Annotated in this window: 20 protein-coding genes and 1 other annotated feature; all 20 genes read left to right on the forward strand. The window is 37.6% G+C overall.

What is annotated here, in order from left to right; translation table 11 throughout:
• Positions 1–239: 239 nt before the first annotated feature.
• The 20 genes from V7024_RS11970 to rplK all read left to right on the forward strand — a co-directional run bounded on the left by V7024_RS11970 (position 240) and on the right by rplK (position 18,447).
• Positions 240–701 carry a CtsR family transcriptional regulator gene (locus tag V7024_RS11970; protein WP_020062263.1) on the forward strand — a complete coding sequence of 154 codons (462 nt, stop codon included), beginning with the start codon at positions 240–242 and terminating at the stop codon, positions 699–701.
• Positions 702–797: 96 nt separating this feature from the next.
• Positions 798–1,346: a UvrB/UvrC motif-containing protein gene (locus V7024_RS11975; RefSeq protein WP_335520077.1), complete on the forward strand. Its 549-nt coding sequence runs from the start codon at positions 798–800 to the stop codon at positions 1,344–1,346.
• A gap of 4 nt (positions 1,347–1,350) precedes the next feature.
• Positions 1,351–2,424, forward strand: coding sequence for a protein arginine kinase (locus V7024_RS11980; RefSeq protein ID WP_335520081.1), 1,074 nt, complete (start codon positions 1,351–1,353; stop codon positions 2,422–2,424).
• A 13-nt stretch (positions 2,425–2,437) separates the two neighbouring features.
• Positions 2,438–4,873: an ATP-dependent protease ATP-binding subunit ClpC gene (gene clpC, locus V7024_RS11985; RefSeq protein WP_335520085.1), complete on the forward strand. Its 2,436-nt coding sequence runs from the start codon at positions 2,438–2,440 to the stop codon at positions 4,871–4,873.
• A gap of 94 nt (positions 4,874–4,967) precedes the next feature.
• Positions 4,968–6,344 (forward strand): DNA repair protein RadA, encoded by a 1,377-nt coding sequence (radA, locus tag V7024_RS11990; protein ID WP_335520088.1) that lies wholly within the window; start codon positions 4,968–4,970, stop codon positions 6,342–6,344.
• 3 nt (positions 6,345–6,347) lie between these two features.
• On the forward strand, positions 6,348–7,421 hold the full coding sequence (disA, locus tag V7024_RS11995) for a DNA integrity scanning diadenylate cyclase DisA (protein ID WP_098917191.1): 1,074 nt from the start codon (positions 6,348–6,350) through the stop codon (positions 7,419–7,421).
• 160 nt (positions 7,422–7,581) lie between these two features.
• Complete coding sequence (locus V7024_RS12000; RefSeq protein WP_335520095.1) at positions 7,582–8,682, forward strand: PIN/TRAM domain-containing protein; 1,101 nt, start codon at positions 7,582–7,584, stop codon at positions 8,680–8,682.
• A gap of 16 nt (positions 8,683–8,698) precedes the next feature.
• Positions 8,699–9,382 carry a 2-C-methyl-D-erythritol 4-phosphate cytidylyltransferase gene (gene ispD, locus V7024_RS12005; protein WP_335520098.1) on the forward strand — a complete coding sequence of 228 codons (684 nt, stop codon included), beginning with the start codon at positions 8,699–8,701 and terminating at the stop codon, positions 9,380–9,382.
• A 308-nt stretch (positions 9,383–9,690) separates the two neighbouring features.
• Complete coding sequence (gene ispF, locus V7024_RS12010) at positions 9,691–10,167, forward strand: 2-C-methyl-D-erythritol 2,4-cyclodiphosphate synthase (protein WP_335520101.1); 477 nt, start codon at positions 9,691–9,693, stop codon at positions 10,165–10,167.
• Positions 10,168–10,256: 89 nt separating this feature from the next.
• Positions 10,257–11,714, forward strand: coding sequence for a glutamate--tRNA ligase (gltX, locus tag V7024_RS12015; RefSeq protein ID WP_335520104.1), 1,458 nt, complete (start codon positions 10,257–10,259; stop codon positions 11,712–11,714).
• Positions 11,715–11,762: 48 nt separating this feature from the next.
• Positions 11,763–11,996, forward strand: a binding site (T-box leader).
• 76 nt (positions 11,997–12,072) lie between these two features.
• On the forward strand, positions 12,073–12,738 hold the full coding sequence (cysE, locus tag V7024_RS12020; RefSeq protein ID WP_335520107.1) for a serine O-acetyltransferase: 666 nt from the start codon (positions 12,073–12,075) through the stop codon (positions 12,736–12,738).
• Positions 12,719–14,116, forward strand: coding sequence for a cysteine--tRNA ligase (gene cysS / locus V7024_RS12025; RefSeq protein WP_098917196.1), 1,398 nt, complete (start codon positions 12,719–12,721; stop codon positions 14,114–14,116). Before cysE ends, cysS begins: the two co-directional genes overlap by 20 nt.
• Before the next feature lie 2 nt (positions 14,117–14,118).
• Positions 14,119–14,520 (forward strand): Mini-ribonuclease 3, encoded by a 402-nt coding sequence (locus V7024_RS12030; protein ID WP_335520111.1) that lies wholly within the window; start codon positions 14,119–14,121, stop codon positions 14,518–14,520.
• A gap of 2 nt (positions 14,521–14,522) precedes the next feature.
• Positions 14,523–15,266 (forward strand): 23S rRNA (guanosine(2251)-2'-O)-methyltransferase RlmB, encoded by a 744-nt coding sequence (rlmB, locus tag V7024_RS12035; protein WP_098917198.1) that lies wholly within the window; start codon positions 14,523–14,525, stop codon positions 15,264–15,266.
• Positions 15,267–15,268: 2 nt separating this feature from the next.
• Positions 15,269–15,781, forward strand: a complete 513-nt coding sequence (locus tag V7024_RS12040; protein ID WP_335520114.1) for an NYN domain-containing protein — start codon at positions 15,269–15,271, stop codon at positions 15,779–15,781.
• Positions 15,782–15,848: 67 nt separating this feature from the next.
• The gene (locus V7024_RS12045; protein ID WP_335520117.1) at positions 15,849–16,529 is read left to right on the forward strand and encodes an RNA polymerase factor sigma-70; all 681 of its coding nucleotides are present in this window, start codon (positions 15,849–15,851) and stop codon (positions 16,527–16,529) included.
• A 302-nt stretch (positions 16,530–16,831) separates the two neighbouring features.
• Positions 16,832–16,978, forward strand: coding sequence for a 50S ribosomal protein L33 (gene rpmG / locus V7024_RS12050; protein WP_081625682.1), 147 nt, complete (start codon positions 16,832–16,834; stop codon positions 16,976–16,978).
• Between the two features lie 32 nt (positions 16,979–17,010).
• Positions 17,011–17,190, forward strand: coding sequence for a preprotein translocase subunit SecE (gene secE, locus V7024_RS12055; RefSeq protein ID WP_098917201.1), 180 nt, complete (start codon positions 17,011–17,013; stop codon positions 17,188–17,190).
• Positions 17,191–17,315: 125 nt separating this feature from the next.
• Positions 17,316–17,849 carry a transcription termination/antitermination protein NusG gene (nusG, locus tag V7024_RS12060; protein ID WP_335520123.1) on the forward strand — a complete coding sequence of 178 codons (534 nt, stop codon included), beginning with the start codon at positions 17,316–17,318 and terminating at the stop codon, positions 17,847–17,849.
• Between the two features lie 172 nt (positions 17,850–18,021).
• Entirely contained in the window at positions 18,022–18,447 is a 426-nt protein-coding gene (gene rplK / locus V7024_RS12065) for a 50S ribosomal protein L11 (RefSeq protein WP_001085872.1), read from the forward strand.
• The last annotated feature ends 168 nt before the right edge of the window (positions 18,448–18,615 follow it).

Raw genomic sequence — 18,615 nt, forward strand, 5'->3', positions numbered from 1 at the left:
AGTGGACTCGTCTTTTTTTGTTTTTTACCCTGTAAAAACTGAATTGAAAATTTTTACTGGTGGAAGTTTCATTTTATAATTAGGAAACTTTATATTCCTTATTCATAAAATAAAGAACAGCTGATTAAACGTGAGAAAATATGGATAGGATAGAGAAGAAAGCAAAAGAGTTGCAAAATTTTTTAATACGTATATAATTAAAGTCAAAGATAGTCAAAGTCAATAAAGGTGGAGGATAAATGAGAAATATATCTGATATTATTGAACAATATCTAAAGCAAGTTATTGACTTAAGTAATAATAGTGCAATTGAAATTAAAAGAAGCGAAATTGCTGATAAGTTTGATTGCGTTCCATCTCAGATTAACTACGTTATTAATACTCGTTTTACGCTAGAAAGAGGATTTGTAGTGGAAAGTAAACGAGGTGGCGGGGGTTACATTCGCATTATAAAAGTCAAATTGCATGATGATATAGACATTATTGATCAAATGTTACAAATGATTCAGTATAGTATTGCTCAGTCAAGCGCCGAGAATATAATAAGGCGTTTAGCTGAAGAAGGCATTGTTACAACTAGGGAAGCGAAGCTCATGTTTAGTGTGTTAGATCGATCTGTATTACTAACAGACTTACCACTTCGAGATGAATTGCGAGCACGTATGCTTCGAGCGATGCTTAGAACACTGAAATATAAGTAAAACTTCTTTTAGGAATGATCTATCTTCTAAAGGTTAGTTGAACGGATAAGGTTATAAATTCATAATTCGTTCCTATTGTAAAGGTGGGGAAATACGTTGATTTGTCAAAACTGTAATTCACGATCAGCAACGCTACATTTTACAAAAGTAATGAATGGAGAAAAGACGGAGATTCATCTTTGCGAGCGGTGTGCACAAGAAAATGGATATACGTCTTTCTTTCAATCAAACAAATCTAGTTTTTCATTTCATAATTTATTAGCAGGTTTACTACATGTTGAACAACCTACCCTTGAGAAAGAAACGAATGGCCTTTCGAATACAGATCCGTTGCAATGTTCGAAATGTAATATGGCATATTCACAATTTGCAAAGATCGGTAGATTTGGTTGCTCTTCTTGTTATGAAACATTTAAAGAACAATTACAGCCGATGCTAAAGCGGCTTCATGGCGGGCATACGAGTCACAATGGGAAATTTCCTAACCGTATAGGAGGAAATATTCATCTAAAAAAAGAATTAGATGAGTTAAAACAAAAATTGCAGGAATGCATACAACAAGAAGAGTTTGAACAGGCTGCAGAATTACGTGATAAAATTCGCAGCTTAGAAAATCAGCTTCGTGAGCATAGAGAGGGGGAATAGTTCTATGTCACTCGATCGTATTATGAACGAAGCAATTAGCCCGTGGATGAGGGAAGATGGTCCTGATTCCGATATTGTTTTAAGCAGTCGTATTCGATTGGCTCGGAATTTACGAGATTACAAGTTCCCGACTATGTTAACAAATGAAGAAGCGGAGCAAATGATTAAGGTATTTCAAGAAAGGTTTGCTAATCAAACGGTCGAACCTTTTGGGATATTTGAACTTTTACAAATGAATAGCATTCAGCCGTTGCAGCGCAGAGTATTAGTAGAAAAGCACCTTGTAAGTCCAGATTTAGTGGGAACAGAATATGGTGCTTGTTTATTATCTGAGAATGAACAAGTAAGCATTATGCTTAATGAAGAAGATCATATTCGAATTCAATGTTTATTTCCAGGATTACAGTTATCCGAAGCGCTGCATAGTGCAAATCGAATTGATGATTGGATAGAAAGTCAGGTTGAATACGCATTTGATGAACAAGTTGGTTATTTAACGAGTTGTCCTACAAATATAGGAACGGGTTTACGAGCTTCAGTGATGATACATTTGCCTGCTCTCGTTTTAACAGGACAAATGAATCGTATTGTTCAAGCAATTAATCAACTTGGTTTAGTGGTAAGAGGGATATATGGTGAAGGTAGTGAAGCGTTAGGAAATATATTTCAACTTTCGAATCAAATGACATTAGGAAAATCTGAAGAAGATATTGTAGAAGATTTAAAAAGTGTTGTTCAGCAACTTATTCAACAAGAGCGAACAGCGAGGGAATCTATCATGAAAAACTCAAACGTAGAGCTTGAGGATAAGGTATATCGTTCTTATGGTGTATTGGCAAATAGCCGTTTAATTGAATCTGCTGAGGCTGCAACATGTTTATCGGATGTGCGACTTGGCATTGATCTTGGATATATCGAAAGTATATCCAGAAATATTTTAACAGAATTAATGGTACTTACACAGCCGGGAATTTTGCAGCAATATGCTGGTGGTCCACTGCAGCCTGATGAAAGAGATTACCGCAGAGCAGCACTTATTCGTGAAAGATTACAAATTGAACAAAATCGAGCGAAGTAGGAGTGTGATTTATATGATGTTTGGAAGATTCACAGAGCGAGCACAAAAAGTATTAGCATTATCCCAAGAAGAAGCAATTCGCATTGGTCATAATAATATTGGTACAGAGCATATTTTACTCGGTCTTGTACGAGAAGGAGAAGGAATTGCTGCGAAAGCATTGGTTGCACTTGGATTAAGCCCGGAGAAAGTTCAAAAAGAAGTAGAGGCGCTAATTGGGCGTGGTACGGAGATGTCTCAAACAGTTCACTATACGCCACGTGCAAAAAAAGTGATAGAGTTGTCCATGGATGAAGCTCGTAAACTAGGTCATTCTTACGTGGGAACGGAGCATATTTTACTTGGTCTTATTCGTGAAGGAGAAGGGGTTGCAGCCCGTGTTTTAAACAATTTAGGTGTAAGTTTAAATAAAGCACGTCAACAAGTACTGCAGCTTCTTGGTAGTAATGAGACAGCGTCGGGCCATCAAGGTGGTGGTTCTGCTAATGCAAGTACACCGACACTTGATAGTTTAGCTCGCGATTTAACAGCTGTAGCTCGTGAAGGGCGTTTAGATCCAGTGATTGGCCGCAGCAAAGAGATTCAACGTGTAATTGAAGTGTTAAGTAGAAGAACAAAAAATAATCCTGTATTAATCGGAGAACCTGGTGTTGGTAAAACTGCGATTGCTGAAGGATTAGCACAACAAATTATAAACAATGAAGTTCCAGAAACTTTACGTGATAAGCGTGTTATGACATTAGATATGGGGACTGTAGTTGCCGGTACGAAATATCGCGGTGAGTTTGAAGACCGCTTAAAGAAAGTCATGGATGAAATTCGTCAAGCGGGTAATATTATTTTATTCATAGATGAGCTTCATACATTAATAGGTGCGGGTGGTGCAGAAGGAGCAATTGATGCATCCAATATTTTAAAACCATCATTAGCACGCGGGGAACTGCAATGTATTGGAGCAACAACGCTAGATGAGTATCGTAAATATATTGAAAAAGATGCGGCATTAGAGCGACGTTTTCAACCAATCCAGGTGGATGAACCAAGTCTAGAAGAATCAATCCAAATTTTAAAAGGATTACGTGACCGTTATGAAGCGCATCATCGCGTTTCTATCTCAGATGATGCGATTAATGCCGCTGTAAAATTATCTGATCGATACATTACAGATCGTTTCCTACCTGATAAAGCAATTGATCTAATTGATGAGGCAGCTTCAAAGGTTCGTTTACGTTCTTATACAACACCACCAAACTTAAAAGAGCTTGAATTGAAACTAGAAGAGGTAAGAAAAGAAAAAGATGCAGCAGTGCAAAGTCAGGAATTTGAAAAAGCAGCTTCTTTACGTGATATGGAACAACGTCTACGTGAGAAATTAGAGGATACGAAGCGTCAATGGAAAGAGCAGCAAGGTAAAGAGAACTCAGAAGTAACAGTAGAAGATATTGCAAATGTTGTTTCAACATGGACGCGAATTCCGGTTTCAAAGCTAGCTCAAACAGAAACAGACAAATTATTGAACTTAGAAAATATTTTACATGATCGTTTAATCGGACAGGATGAAGCTGTAGTTGCAGTTGCAAAAGCAGTACGCCGTGCAAGAGCAGGTTTAAAAGATCCAAAACGTCCAATCGGTTCTTTTATTTTCTTAGGACCAACTGGTGTTGGTAAAACAGAACTTGCACGTGCATTAGCGGAATCTATGTTTGGTGATGAGGATGCAATGATTCGTATTGACATGTCGGAGTACATGGAGAAACACTCTACTTCTCGTTTAGTGGGTTCCCCTCCAGGATATGTTGGATATGAAGAAGGTGGCCAGCTAACAGAAAAGGTTCGTAGAAAACCATACTCTGTTGTTTTACTTGACGAGGTAGAAAAAGCACATCCAGATGTATTCAATATTTTACTGCAAGTACTAGAAGATGGTCGTTTAACTGATTCAAAAGGCCGTACAGTCGATTTCCGTAATACAATTGTGATTATGACTTCCAACGTCGGTGCAGATGCATTAAAACGAAATAAACATCTTGGATTTAATGTACAAGATGAAAGTCGTGATTATGCAGATATGAAGGGTAAAGTAATGGAAGAGTTGAAAAAAGCATTCCGCCCTGAGTTCTTAAACCGTATTGATGAAATTATTGTGTTCCATACATTAGAGAAGAAACATATTAAAGAAATTGTTACTCTTATGGTAGAACAGTTAGTTAAACGTTTAAAAGAACAAGAGATTGATTTAGAGTTAACAGATGCTGCGATTGAAGCGATTGCTGATAAAGGATTTGATCCGGAGTATGGTGCACGTCCACTACGTCGTGCGATTCAAAAACATGTTGAAGATCGATTATCGGAAGAACTTCTTAAAGGAGTTGTTGAGAAAGGTCAAAAAGTTGTTTTTGATACAGAAGGGGAAACATTTGTCATTCGCAGTGCAGAAAAGGTAAAATAAGCATAGACAAACAAAAGGGGGCTAAACAATAGCCCTCTTTCTTGTACAAGAAAGAAATACTTTTGTTACACATGAAAGTGAAGTGTAAAAAACGATGGCTAAAAAGAAAACAAAATTTATATGTCAAGAATGTGGTTATCAGTCGCCGAAGTACATGGGAAGGTGTCCAGGATGTGGACAGTGGAATACCCTAGTCGAGGAGATGGAACCAGTTGTATCATCACGTCGAATTAATTATGCAAATGCAATTCAAACTGAAGTAACGAAGCCTCGTCGTTTGAAAGAAGTGGAAACGAAAACAGAAGCGCGTATTGAAACGAAATTTCAAGAATTTAACCGGGTTCTTGGAGGAGGAATTGTAGATGGTTCTCTCGTACTTATAGGGGGGGATCCTGGTATTGGGAAATCTACATTGCTGTTGCAAATATCATCACAACTAGCAGATCTTGCCTATGATGTCTTATATATATCGGGTGAAGAATCTGCAAAACAAATTAAACTTCGGGCAGATCGCCTTCATGTAAATGGAGATAATTTATTTGTTGTGTCAGAAACAGATTTACAACGAATCGCAGTATATATAGATGAAATGAATCCGTCATTTGTTGTAATTGATTCTATTCAAACGATTCATTTACCGGAAGTAACTTCAGCACCGGGAAGTGTCGCACAAGTACGCGAATGTACAGCGGAATTGATGAAGCTTGCGAAAACAAAAGGAATTCCTATTTTTATTGTAGGGCATGTAACCAAAGAAGGAGCAATTGCCGGTCCTCGTATGTTAGAACATATGGTGGATGCTGTTCTTTATTTTGAAGGGGATCGTCATCATACATATCGAATTTTACGAGCAGTAAAAAATCGTTTCGGTTCAACCAATGAGATGGGGATTTTTGAAATGAAGGAGCTTGGTCTTTCGGAAGTGTTAAATCCTTCTGAAATCTTTCTAGAAGAAAGACCTGTGGGTGTTGCGGGTTCAACGGTTGTTGCCTCTATGGAAGGGACAAGACCTGTTTTAGTAGAAATACAAGCATTAATTTCTCCTACAAGTTTCGGGAATCCAAGAAGAATGGCAACGGGAGTTGATCATAATCGTGTCTCTCTTATTATGGCAGTGCTAGAAAAAAGAGCAGGGTTATTGCTCCAAAACCAAGATGCTTATTTAAAAGTTGCTGGAGGAATCAAGTTGGATGAACCTGCAGTGGATTTGGCAGTTGCGATAAGCATTGCATCAAGTTTTCGTGATAAAACGACTTCCCCAGGCGACGCTGTTATTGGTGAAGTTGGCTTAACTGGAGAAGTTCGCCGTGTCTCTCGTATTGAACAGCGTGTACAAGAAGCGGCAAAATTAGGGTTTCAACGTGTAATTATCCCGAGGAAAAATTTAGGTGGATGGACGATTCCGGAAGGGATTGAAGTAGTTGGCGTATCAAATATAGGAGAGGCTCTTCGATTTGCACTAGGAGGATAAGATATGGAAGAACACAAGCAACGTTCTAAAAGTATTATTAATATTTTGCAGCTTGTTGCACCGGGGACACCGCTAAGAGAAGGAATTGATAATGTGCTTCGCGCACAAACGGGTGGGCTTATTGTACTCGGATACAACGAACAAATTAAAAGTATTGTTGATGGAGGATTTCATATTAATTGTGCCTTTTCTCCTGCTAGTCTATACGAACTAGCAAAAATGGATGGAGCTCTGATTTTAAATGAAACGGGGAGTAAAATCTTAATTGCGAATGGACAGTTAGTTCCAGATCCAACTATTGACTCTATTGAAACAGGTATGCGCCACCGAACAGCAGAGCGAGTGGCGAAGCAAACAAATAGTCTTGTTGTTGCTATTTCACAAAGACGAAACGTAATTACTTTATACCAAGGGAATTTACGTTACACATTAAAAGATATTGGGGTTATTTTAACAAAAGCAAATCAAGCAATTCAAACATTAGAAAAGTATAAGGCTGTATGGAATGAAGGAATAACAAACCTTGGTATTTTGGAATTTGAAGAAGTCGTTACGATGTCTGAAGTTGTACATGTATTGCATAGCGTTGAAATGATGCTGCGTATTAAAAATGAAATCTTTAGTTACATTCATGAGTTAGGAACAGAAGGAAGACTTATTCGTTTGCAGTTAACAGAATTGATTGCTGACGTAGAAGCAGAAGCTGCACTATTAATTAAAGACTATTATCATGAAAAAACACAGGATCATTATCAAATTTTAAAAAAATTACAAGAGCTTGCAAATGCCCAACTTCTAGAAGACAGCGATTTAGTAAAACTACTTGGATATTCTGGACAAACGAAACTAGAAGAAAGCATTACACCGCGAGGGTATCGAATTGCAAGTAAAATTTCTAGAGTTCCACCTCTTATTATCGAAAACCTAATTAATCGTTTTAAGAATTTACAAGGAATTTGCCGTGCAACAATTGCAGATTTGGATGATGTGGAAGGAATTGGAGAAGTGCGGGCGAAAAAGATACGAGAGGGTTTAAAACGAATTCAAGAACACTTGTATATGAGCAGACACAATTAAGAATATTACATTGATTTCATAATATAACGACACTCAAAGATTTTTTATATATGATATGATATATTGGTAAATAAAACGAATCATGAAAAAACACGTCCACTTTTGCACTCGACGTTTTGAGTGGCGAAGTAATGGTTAATAATGAGTAGGAGGTGGTTGAATGTTAAAACGAATCGTACAGCTTTTCTTTTTAGTTATTGGAGGAGCGTTAGGGATTTTTCTTATTCCAAAAGTGATTGATATGTTGGGTATAGGTGCAGTACCTTGGCTTGAAGGTTCTTATATTCGTGCAATTATTGGTGCAATCATTTTATTTTTAACAACATTTTGGCTTGTAGATTATATTGTTCAGCTTATTAAACATATTGAGGAAGCGCTTGTAAAAGCACCTGTTACAGATGTTTTATTTGGAACATTAGGATTAATTTCAGGGCTAATTGTTGCGTATTTGATCTTGATTCCGATTCGCGAAATTACCATTCAAGTCATTAGTACAGTATTGCAAATCTTTTTCACAATATTACTTGGTTACTTAGGATTCCAAGTAGGGTTTAAAAAGAGAAATGAATTGTTAGGATTATTTACATTACCGCAACGCGGAGGAAAGAAAAAAAATACGAGCAATGAAAATGAGGAAGTAGAAAAGTCAACTTCTGATTGGAAAATACTAGATACAAGTGTTATTATTGATGGTCGTATTGCGGACATTTGCCAAACAAAATTTTTGGAAGGAACAATTGTCATTCCGCAATTTGTGTTAGAAGAATTACAACATATCGCTGATTCTTCGGATGCATTAAAGCGTAATCGCGGACGAAGAGGTTTGGATATTTTAAATCGTATTCAAAAAGAGTTACCTATCCCAGTAGAAATTTATGAAGGTGATTTCGAAGACATTCAGGAAGTCGATAGTAAGCTTGTGAAACTAGCAAAATTGACTGGCGGAACTGTTGTTACAAATGATTTTAACTTAAATAAAGTTTCTGAATTGCAAGGTGTGACGGTTTTAAACATTAATGATTTAGCAAATGCCATTAAGCCAGTTGTACTTCCAGGTGAAGAGTTAAGGGTATATGTCGTGAAAGATGGGAAAGAGCAAAATCAAGGTGTTGCTTATTTAGATGATGGTACAATGATCGTTGTCGAAGATGGTAGAGAGCATGTTGGTTCTCAACTTGATGTACTTGTTACAAGTGTATTGCAAACATCTGCAGGCCGTATGATCTTTGCAAAGCGTAAATTGTTAGAGAAAGCGTTATAAGTAGAGGGCTAAGGCGATGTATACATTAATTATTCCAGCAGCAGGACAAGGTAAGCGTATGGGCGCGGGGAAAAATAAGTTGTTTTTGCAGCTTAATGATGCTCCTATTATTATTCATACATTACGGGCTTTTGAAAAAGATGAACAATGTAGACAGATTATTTTAGCGATTAATGAGAGAGAGCGTTCTTATTTCGAAGAACTTTTTCAAACTTATCATATTCAAAAAGATATCCAATTTGTTCAAGGTGGGAATGAGCGCCAGGATAGTGTATATAATGCTCTTATGTATGTAAGAGAAGGAGAGTATGTACTTGTCCACGACGGGGCGCGTCCGTTTGTAACGAAAAAGATGATTGAAGATGTATTGCAAATGGCGAAAGAAAAAGGTGCTTCTATTTGTGCTGTACCTGTGAAAGATACAATTAAAAAAGTGATGCATGATGCTGTTGTTGAAACAGTAGAACGTTCCCAATTGCGAGCGGTTCAAACACCGCAAGGGTTTCATGTTCCTATTTTGTTGGGGGCGCATGAGGGTGCAAAACAGGCGGGTTTTCTTGGGACTGACGATGCCAGCTTGGTAGAGCGTCTTTCTAAAGAGGTAGGAGTTGTAGAAGGCAGCTATTACAATATTAAGGTGACAACACCTGAAGATTTAGTGATTGCTGAAAGCTTCTTGCGAGTTTTGCAAATACAGTAACGATGTTATAATGGAAAAGCTCGGTAGCTACCGAGCTTTTCTTTGTATAGAGTGGAAAAATTGGCGCGCGGACCTTTATATGTCCGTGCGAGTAATATAATGTGAAGCTGTTCATAAATAGCGGGATAAAGTGAAAATTCCATCAGTGGAGGGGTTATCCCCACTGATGGTTAGTTGAACCAATCGGGCTCTTACGGGCAGTTATCTCCCACCTATCTTCTTTGTTTTTTCAGAATCTTGAGGTGGGGGTCTTACTGCCCGTTAGAGCGGGATAAAATTTATTAGCGTAGTTTGAGGAGGAATTGGAAATGTTTCGAATTGGACAAGGTTTTGATGTGCATGCATTTGCAGAAGGAAGACCATTAATTATTGGCGGGATTACAATTCCATATGAGAAAGGGTTACTTGGACACTCTGATGCTGATGTTCTTTTACATACAATTGCAGATGCTTGTTTAGGAGCAATTGCTGCGGGAGATATCGGCAAGCACTTTCCAGATACAGATCCTGCATTTAAGGATGCGGATTCAGCTGTGCTTTTGCAAAAGGTATGGGAGTTTGTTACAGAGCAAGGATATGTACTTGGAAATCTAGATTGTACAATTATTGCTCAAAAGCCAAAAATGGCACCACACATTGAAAGTATGCGTGTGAGAATTAGTGAGCTGCTGCAAACAGACATCAAGAATGTGAATGTAAAAGCGACGACGACAGAAAAATTAGGTTTTACAGGACGAGAAGAAGGAATAGCTTCACAGGCTATTGTATTTTTGCAGAAAAAATAGTTGTTTTTAATTCGTAAGATGGATAATCATAATTTTTTGGTGTACAATTAAGGAATCTGTTGACATTAAGAATGGAAGGTGTACCAATTATGGAAAAGCAAGTGAGAGTGCGCTATGCGCCAAGTCCAACAGGACACTTACATATCGGAAATGCACGTACGGCATTATTTAACTATTTATTCGCTCGTAGTCAAAACGGAAAATTTATTATCCGTATTGAAGATACAGACATAAAGCGTAATATTGCTGGCGGCGAAGAAAGCCAATTAACGTACTTAAAATGGCTTGGCATGGACTGGGATGAAAGCGTCGATGTTGGTGGTGAATACGGTCCGTACCGTCAAATGGAGCGTTTAGATATTTATAAAAATTTATATGAAGATTTACTTGAGCGTGGTTTAGCTTATAAATGCTATATGACAGAAGAAGAATTAGAAGCAGAACGTGAAGGGCAAATCGCTCGTGGTGAAACACCTCGTTATGCAGGTAATCACCGTGAACTAACAGAAGAACAAGTAAAACAATTCGAGGAAGAAGGACGCATTCCGAGTATTCGTTTCCGTGTACCTGAAAACCGTGAATATGTTTTTAATGATATTGTAAAAGGTGAAGTATCCTTTAACTCAAATGACTTCGGTGACTTTGTTATCGTGAAGAAAGATGGTATTCCAACTTATAACTTTGCGGTAGCGGCAGACGATCATTTTATGGAAATCTCGCACGTTCTTCGTGGTGATGACCATATTTCGAATACACCAAAACAAATGATGATTTATGAAGCATTTGGTTGGGATGTACCGCAATTTGGTCATATGACGTTAATCGTAAATGAAAGCCGTAAAAAATTAAGTAAACGCGACGAATCAATTATTCAATTTATTGAACAATATGAAGCGCTAGGATATCTTCCAGAAGCAATTTTTAACTTTATCGCATTATTAGGTTGGTCACCAGTAGGGGAAGAGGAAGTCTTCTCTAAAGATGAGTTTATTGAAATGTTCGATGCAGCTCGTTTATCGAAATCACCAGCAGTATTCGATTCGCAAAAATTAAAATGGATGAACAACCAATATATGAAAAAGCAAGACTTAGATCGCGTTGTCGAATTAAGCTTACCACATTTAGTGAAAGCTGGCCGTGTAAGTGAAAATCCAAGTGAACAAGAATTAGCTTGGATTCGTGATGTGATTGCTCTATATCATGATCAAATGAGTTTCGGTGCTGAGATTGTTGAGCTATCCGATATGTTCTTTAAAGATCATGTAGATTACGAAGAAGAAGGACAAGAGGTACTGAAAGGCGAACAAGTACCAGAAGTTCTTCGCGTATTTGCAGCAGAGTTAGAAGCGTTAGAAGAAGTAGAACCTGCAACAGTTAAAGCGGCAATTAAAGCTGTTCAAAAGCAAACTGGTCAAAAAGGAAAAGGCTTGTTCATGCCAATTCGTGTTGCAACGACTGGCCAAACACACGGACCAGAGCTTCCAAATGCAATTGCGCTTCTTGGAAAAGAAAAAGTTTTAAATCGTGTTCGTAAAGTAATTGGTTAACATTTTACGAATTTAGAAATATAATAAAAATACTCCAAAATGAAATAAACAAAAGCGACGAGAAGGAGAAGTAGAAAATCATGCTTTTCACAGAGAAAACCACCATTTGGCTGGAAGTGGTTTAAAAGCGGATTTTTGAAGTGCCCCTTTGAGTCTTCTGCTGAACAACGAATGTACTTCGAGATAAAGTAAGCAGAAGCGGTATAAACCGTTATCATGTTTGAGTTTGAGGTCTTTTTAGGCCTAAACAGAGTGGAACCGCGCTAGTAAGGCGTCTCTGTCTATAGACAGAGACGCCTTTTTCTATACATTAAAGGTATGGGGGAAGTTTCACTTTAAACAAAAAGGGGGAACAACGATGTTTAAGAGGCTTCTGGAGGATATTGAAGTCGTCTTTGAACAGGATCCAGCAGCGAGAAGTTATATCGAAGTGATTTTAACTTACTCTGGATTGCACGCAATTTGGGCACATCGTATTGCACACGCCTTTTATAAACGGAACTTTTTCTTTTTTGCACGTGCTATCTCGCAAATGAGTCGTTTTTTTACAGGTATTGAAATTCACCCAGGAGCAACGATTGGTCGTAAATTTTTTATCGATCATGGTATGGGGGTTGTAATTGGAGAAACGTGTGAAATTGGAGATAATGTGACAATTTATCAAGGCGTTACGTTAGGTGGAACAGGAAAAGAAAAAGGGAAACGTCATCCAACGATTAAAGATAACGTGTTAATTGCAACAGGTGCGAAAGTACTTGGGTCGATTACAGTTGGAGAAAATTCTAAAGTTGGTGCTGGTTCAGTTGTGCTGAAAGAAGTGCCTGCGCATTCTACAGTTGTAGGCATTCCTGGTCGTGTTGTAATTCAAAATGGCGTAAAAATAGGGCAAGAATTAAATCATTGTGATCTTCCGGATCCGATTTTTGATAAGTTGAAAGCGATGGAAGAAGAGCTTGAACAATTGAAAAAACAACTAGTATTGAAAACAGAAAGGACGGATAAAAATGACTATTCACATTTATAATACATTAACGCGTCAGAAAGAAGCGTTTATTCCTTTAGAAGAAAATAAAGTGAAAATGTATGTATGCGGACCAACTGTATACAATTACATTCATATCGGGAATGCGAGACCGCCTATGGTATTCGACACAGTACGTCGTTATTTAGAACATAAAGGGTACGATGTACAATATGTTTCTAACTTTACTGATGTAGATGATAAATTAATTAAAGCGGCGAATGAGCTAGGAGAAGATGTTCCGACAATTGCAGATCGTTTTGTTGAAGCATACTTTGAAGATGTAACGGCACTAGGTTGCAAACATGCGACGGTTCATCCTCGTGTAACAGAAAATATGGATATCATTATTGAGTTTATTCAGGAACTTGTGAATAAAGGTTATGCATATGAATCTGAAGGTGATGTGTACTACAGAACGAAAGAATTTGAAGGATACGGTAAATTATCACATCAACCAATTGCAGACCTGCGTCATGGTGCGCGCATTGAAGTTGGAGAAAAGAAACAAGATCCACTTGACTTTGCATTATGGAAAGCAGCGAAAGAAGGAGAAATCTTCTGGGATAGCCCTTGGGGGAAAGGTCGTCCAGGTTGGCATATTGAATGCTCAGCAATGGCACGTAAGTATTTAGGTGATACAATCGATATTCATGCTGGTGGTCAGGATTTAACATTTCCGCATCATGAAAATGAAATTGCTCAATCAGAAGCATTGACTGGAAAAACATTTGCACGTTACTGGATGCACAATGGATATATTAATATTGATAATGAAAAGATGTCTAAATCGTTAGGTAATTTTGTTCTTGTTCACGACATTATTAAGCAGTACGATCCGCAATTAATTCGTTTCTTTATGTTATCTGTGCATTATCGTCACCCAATTAATTTTAGTGAGGAATTATTGCAGCATACAAGTAACGGATTAGATCGTATTAAAACGGCTTATGGTAACTTAAAGCATCGCATGGAAAGTAGTACAGATTTAACGGATCACAATGAGAAGTGGTTAGCTGAGATGGAGAAATTCCAGGCTGCATTTGAAGAGGCAATGGATGATGACTTTAATACAGCAAACGCCGTAACAGAGTTATACAACTTAGCGAATCATGCAAATCAATATTTATTAGAACAACATACATCAAAAGCGGTAATTGAAGCGTATGTGAAGCAATTTGAAACGCTATTTGGAATTTTAGGATTAGAATTAACGAAAGAAGAATTGCTTGACGAGGAAATTGAAGCATTAATCCAAAAACGTATTGAGGCTCGTAAAAATCGTGATTTTGCACTATCTGATCAAATTCGCGATGAGTTAAAAGAGCGTAACATTATTTTGGAAGATACACCACAAGGTACGAGATGGAAAAGAGGCTAAACATGATTGATGCAAAGCAATTAAATAGCTTAGCGTTAGCGTATATGGGTGATGCGGTATATGAACAATATATCCGCTATCACTTACTTCAGAAAGGGACAGTTCGTCCAAATCAACTACATCGTTTGGGGACAAGCTTTGTTTCTGCAAAAGCGCAAGCAAAAGTGGTGTATCATCTATTAGAGACATCATTTCTTAATGAAGAAGAGGAAGCTGTATTAAGAAGAGGGCGTAATGCAAAATCAGGTTCTGTTCCGAAAAATACAGATGTACAAACGTATCGACATAGTACTGCTTTTGAAGCTTTGATTGGATATCATTATTTATTAAATCATCAAACGCGAATAGAAGAGATTGTATTTGAGGCGATTCGTATATTAGGGAATAAGGAAGGAGGCGCGTAAGCGTGAATAGTGAATATATTATTGGTCGTAACCCTGTAATTGAAGCGCTGAGATCAGGGCGTGATATTAATAAAATTTGGATTGCAGAAGGTGCTACGAAAGGACAAGTGCAAATTGTACTTGCATTAGCGAAAGAAAACAAAATTTTAGTACAGAATTCACCGAAGAAAAAATTAGATCAACTTGTAGAGGGGAATCATCAAGGTGTAATTGCACAAGTGGCAGCATATGAATATGCTGACTTAGAGGATTTATTTGCGTTAGCAGCTAAGCGGAATGAAGATCCTTTCTTTTTAATTCTTGATGAGATAGAAGATCCACACAACTTAGGTTCTATTATGCGTACAGCAGACGCGGTAGGAGCGCACGGTATTATTATTCCAAAGCGCAGAGCGGTTGGTTTAACAGCTGCAGTTGCAAAGGCCTCGACGGGAGCGATTGAGTATGTTCCGGTAGCTCGTGTGACAAATTTATCGAGAACGATTGATGAATTAAAAGAGCGAGGGCTTTGGATTGCAGGTACAGATGCAAAAGGAAAAGATGACTATCGTAATTTAGATGGAAAGATGCCAATCGGCTTGGTTATTGGTAGTGAAGGGAAAGGTATGAGTCGCCTTATTGGCGAGAAATGCGACTTCCTCATCCATTTGCCGATGGCTGGTAAAGTTACATCCTTAAATGCTTCGGTTGCTGCTAGTTTGTTAATGTATGAAGTGTATCGGAAACGTCATCCAATCGGTAAGTAAGAATGAATGATCTTTTAATCGTTGATGGCTACAACATTATTGGGGCTTGGGCAGATTTGAGAAAGCTAAGGGATGTAGACTTGCAGGCTTCACGCGATTTACTTATTGATAAAATGGCAGATTATCAAGGGTATACAGGCACGGAAGTTATGATTGTGTTTGATGCATATTCTGTTTATGGAATTGAAAAGAAGATGAAACAAGCGCGTGTTGACGTGATTTTTACAAGAAAGAACCAAACAGCCGATGAGAAAATTGAGCAGCTCGCAATTGAACTACGTAATATTAATATGCGTATTTATGTTGCCACGTCTGATTACACAGAGCAGTGGGCTATTTTTGGGCAAGGTGCTCTGCGTAAATCAGCGCGTGAGTTAGAGATAGAAGTTCAGGCGATGGAACGAACCGTACGTCATGAAACGAAGAAAACAAAAGAAACACAACCGGCTATGCGAACGATATTTAGTGAAGAAGTTGCAGAAAAATTAGAAAAATTAAGGAGAGGAGGGCGTTGAAACATTGACGCTCTCCTTGTGTTTACTGTATAATATTGCTAAATAACTAGCGGTCGGAGGGATCAGATTGGAAGCAGACTTCGTAAGCGGCAACAATGTTATATTTAGTGATTTAGAGGATGAAGAGATAGTTGAATTAGTAAGGAAAGGTAGTGTAGATGCGCTAGAGTATTTGATTCATAAGTACAAAAACTTTGTTCGTGCAAAATCAAGATCTTATTTTTTAGTTGGTGCTGATCGTGAAGATATTATTCAAGAAGGTATGATTGGATTATTTAAGGCGATTCGTGATTATAAAGAGGACAAGCTATCTTCCTTTAAAGCTTTTGCGGAATTATGTATTACACGCCAAATTATCACTGCTATTAAAACTGCGACAAGACAGAAACATATTCCTTTAAATTCGTACGTATCTTTAGACAAACCAATTTATGATGAAGAATCCGATCGTACTCTGTTAGATGTTATATCTGAGGCGAAGATGACGGATCCTGAAGAGATGATTATTAGCCAAGAAGAGTATGTTGATATAGAATTGAAAATATCTGAATTATTAAGCGATTTAGAAAGAAAAGTACTGTCTTTGTACTTAGATGGAAGGTCGTATCAAGAAATTTCAGAGCAATTGAATCGTCACGTGAAATCCATTGATAATGCTCTGCAACGAGTGAAAAGAAAACTAGAACGATATATGGAAATGAGAGAAGCGGCAACTGTTAATGCATCCTCTATTAAGCGAAATATATAAATGCCAATTGAAAAACCATATACATAGAAGCGGTCAGATCCTTTTGCCGTACATGTACGGATCAAAATAAAGGGCGAGAGTAGGTCATTTTTTATTTTATAAAGCAGCGGCTTATATGTTGGGAAATAAAAAATGGGTTTATATAGATGTTTTTTAAAGGTATATTAAAATAATAGATTAATATAAAAGAGAGGTTTTTTCCTCCCCTTTTCTTTTTAGAGTAGATGGGAAGTGTCATTGACATTGTCTTTTATTGTATGATACATTTTTAAGGAAATAATGTTACGAGGCTGGTGTAACAGATGAGAAAAAAAGTTGTACTCGCATGTGAAAAGTGCAATAATCGAAACTATTCTACAATGAAGGATACAAGCTCAGTAGAGCGTCTTGAGATAAAGAAATTTTGCAAAACATGCAATGCGCATATGATTCATAAGGAAACAAAATAAATAATTGTAAGTATGCATTGGAGGTCCCGGAAATGCGTTTGACGAACTTTTTTGGCGATGTAGGGCGCGAAATGAAAAAAGTAAGTTGGCCGAAAAAAGATGAATTATTCCGTTCGACACTTACTGTAATTGCCACAGTTGTTTTCTGTGCAGTTTTCTTTGCAGTGGTAGATATGGGGATTTCTTCTTTAATTCGTTTAATTCTTGAATAAGAAGCGCTTATACATGATATAATGTTATTGTTATTTATACGAACTGTGTAAAAGCCCGGTGAACGGGTTTTTTCATTTGCACGAAAAAATGTACGTCAGGGAGGGAAGGACGGTCGTCCTAAAAAATGGAAAAACACTGGTATGTTGTCCATACTTATTCTGGATATGAAAATAAAGTAAAAACAAACCTAGAGAAACGTGTAGAATCGATGGGTATGCAAGATAAGATTTTCCGTGTTATTGTTCCAGAGGAAACAGAAGTAGAAATGAAAAACGGAAAAGAAAAAATTACGAAGAGGAAAGTATTTCCTGGCTACGTATTGGTAGAAATTATTATGACAGATGATTCATGGTATGTTGTTCGTAATACGCCGGGTGTAACGGGGTTTGTTGGTTCTTCTGGATCCGGTTCAAAACCATCTCCGTTGTTAGAAGAGGAAGTAGTTGTAATCTTAAAACACATGGGAATGGAAAACGAAGTAGTTGACTTTGATTTTGAACTTTATGAGACTGTACGTGTGAACGAAGGTCCATTTGCGAATTATACAGGCGCTATTAATGAAATTGACCTAGAAAAACAAAGGGTTACAGTGCTTGTTGATATGTTTGGTCGCGAAACTTCAGTTGAGCTAGATTTCCACCAAATTGAAAAATTATAAAATGAAACTTGAAATGAATTGTAAAAAGTGATAATATCTTTAAGGTCAGTACGTCTTCGGCAACGGAGACGTTTTTTGAGAAAAATTTTATCACTAAAGATAAAATATGAAGTGGGAGGGCAAAAATTAAATTGCCCATTGACCACATCACGGACTTAAGGAGGTGTGTCTCGTGGCTAAAAAGGTAATTAAAATGGTAAAACTTCAAATTCCTGCAGGTAAAGCTAACCCAGCTCCACCAGTTGGTCCAGCATTAGGACAAGCGGGTGTTAACATTATGGGCTTCTGTAAAGAGTTCAACGCTCGTACAGCAGATCAAGCTGGTCTAATCATTCCTGTTGAAATTACAGTATTTGAAGACCGTTCATTCACTTTCATTACTAAAACTCCTCCTGCTGCTGTTCTTCTTAAGAAAGTAGCTGGTATCGAGTCTGGTTCTGGTGAACCAAACCGTAATAAAGTGGCAACTGTTAAGCGTGATAAAGTTCGCGAAATCGCTGAAACTAAAATGCCTGACTTAAACGCTGCTAGCGTAGAAGCTGCAATGCGTATGGTTGAAGGTACTGCACGCAGTATGGGCATTGTTATCGAAGACTAATTCGATTTGTTTTTTTTTTGTAAAAGAGGTTGCGGGTCTGGAATTCCAATTCGCAACCTTTATTATCGTAAATGAATGTCGTTTTTAAATAAAAGGATGGGCGCACATCCTCGATTGTATCGAAAAGAAGGCGTAAACGTGGGAGGTTATTCCGCTAAAACCACATTG

The organism is Bacillus sp. JJ864 (assembly GCF_036963045.1).
Taxonomy (GTDB): Bacteria; Bacillota; Bacilli; order Bacillales; family Bacillaceae_G; genus Bacillus_A; species Bacillus_A pseudomycoides_C.

Bases quoted from the DNA above. Each gene is read 5' to 3' on its own strand.
- cysE (WP_335520107.1), top strand. From the start codon at position 12,073: ATGTTTAAGAGGCTTCTGGAGGATATTGAAGTCGTCTTTGAACAGGAT.
- disA (WP_098917191.1), top strand. From the start codon at position 6,348: ATGGAAGAACACAAGCAACGTTCTAAAAGTATTATTAATATTTTGCAG.
- V7024_RS11970 (WP_020062263.1), top strand. From the start codon at position 240: ATGAGAAATATATCTGATATTATTGAACAATATCTAAAGCAAGTTATT.
- ispF (WP_335520101.1), top strand. From the start codon at position 9,691: ATGTTTCGAATTGGACAAGGTTTTGATGTGCATGCATTTGCAGAAGGA.
- cysS (WP_098917196.1), top strand. From the start codon at position 12,719: ATGACTATTCACATTTATAATACATTAACGCGTCAGAAAGAAGCGTTT.
- clpC (WP_335520085.1), top strand. From the start codon at position 2,438: ATGATGTTTGGAAGATTCACAGAGCGAGCACAAAAAGTATTAGCATTA.
- V7024_RS12030 (WP_335520111.1), top strand. From the start codon at position 14,119: ATGATTGATGCAAAGCAATTAAATAGCTTAGCGTTAGCGTATATGGGT.
- V7024_RS11980 (WP_335520081.1), top strand. From the start codon at position 1,351: ATGTCACTCGATCGTATTATGAACGAAGCAATTAGCCCGTGGATGAGG.
- rpmG (WP_081625682.1), top strand. From the start codon at position 16,832: ATGAGAAAAAAAGTTGTACTCGCATGTGAAAAGTGCAATAATCGAAAC.
- V7024_RS12000 (WP_335520095.1), top strand. From the start codon at position 7,582: ATGTTAAAACGAATCGTACAGCTTTTCTTTTTAGTTATTGGAGGAGCG.
- gltX (WP_335520104.1), top strand. From the start codon at position 10,257: ATGGAAAAGCAAGTGAGAGTGCGCTATGCGCCAAGTCCAACAGGACAC.
- V7024_RS12040 (WP_335520114.1), top strand. From the start codon at position 15,269: ATGAATGATCTTTTAATCGTTGATGGCTACAACATTATTGGGGCTTGG.
- radA (WP_335520088.1), top strand. From the start codon at position 4,968: ATGGCTAAAAAGAAAACAAAATTTATATGTCAAGAATGTGGTTATCAG.
- nusG (WP_335520123.1), top strand. From the start codon at position 17,316: ATGGAAAAACACTGGTATGTTGTCCATACTTATTCTGGATATGAAAAT.
- ispD (WP_335520098.1), top strand. From the start codon at position 8,699: ATGTATACATTAATTATTCCAGCAGCAGGACAAGGTAAGCGTATGGGC.
- secE (WP_098917201.1), top strand. From the start codon at position 17,011: ATGCGTTTGACGAACTTTTTTGGCGATGTAGGGCGCGAAATGAAAAAA.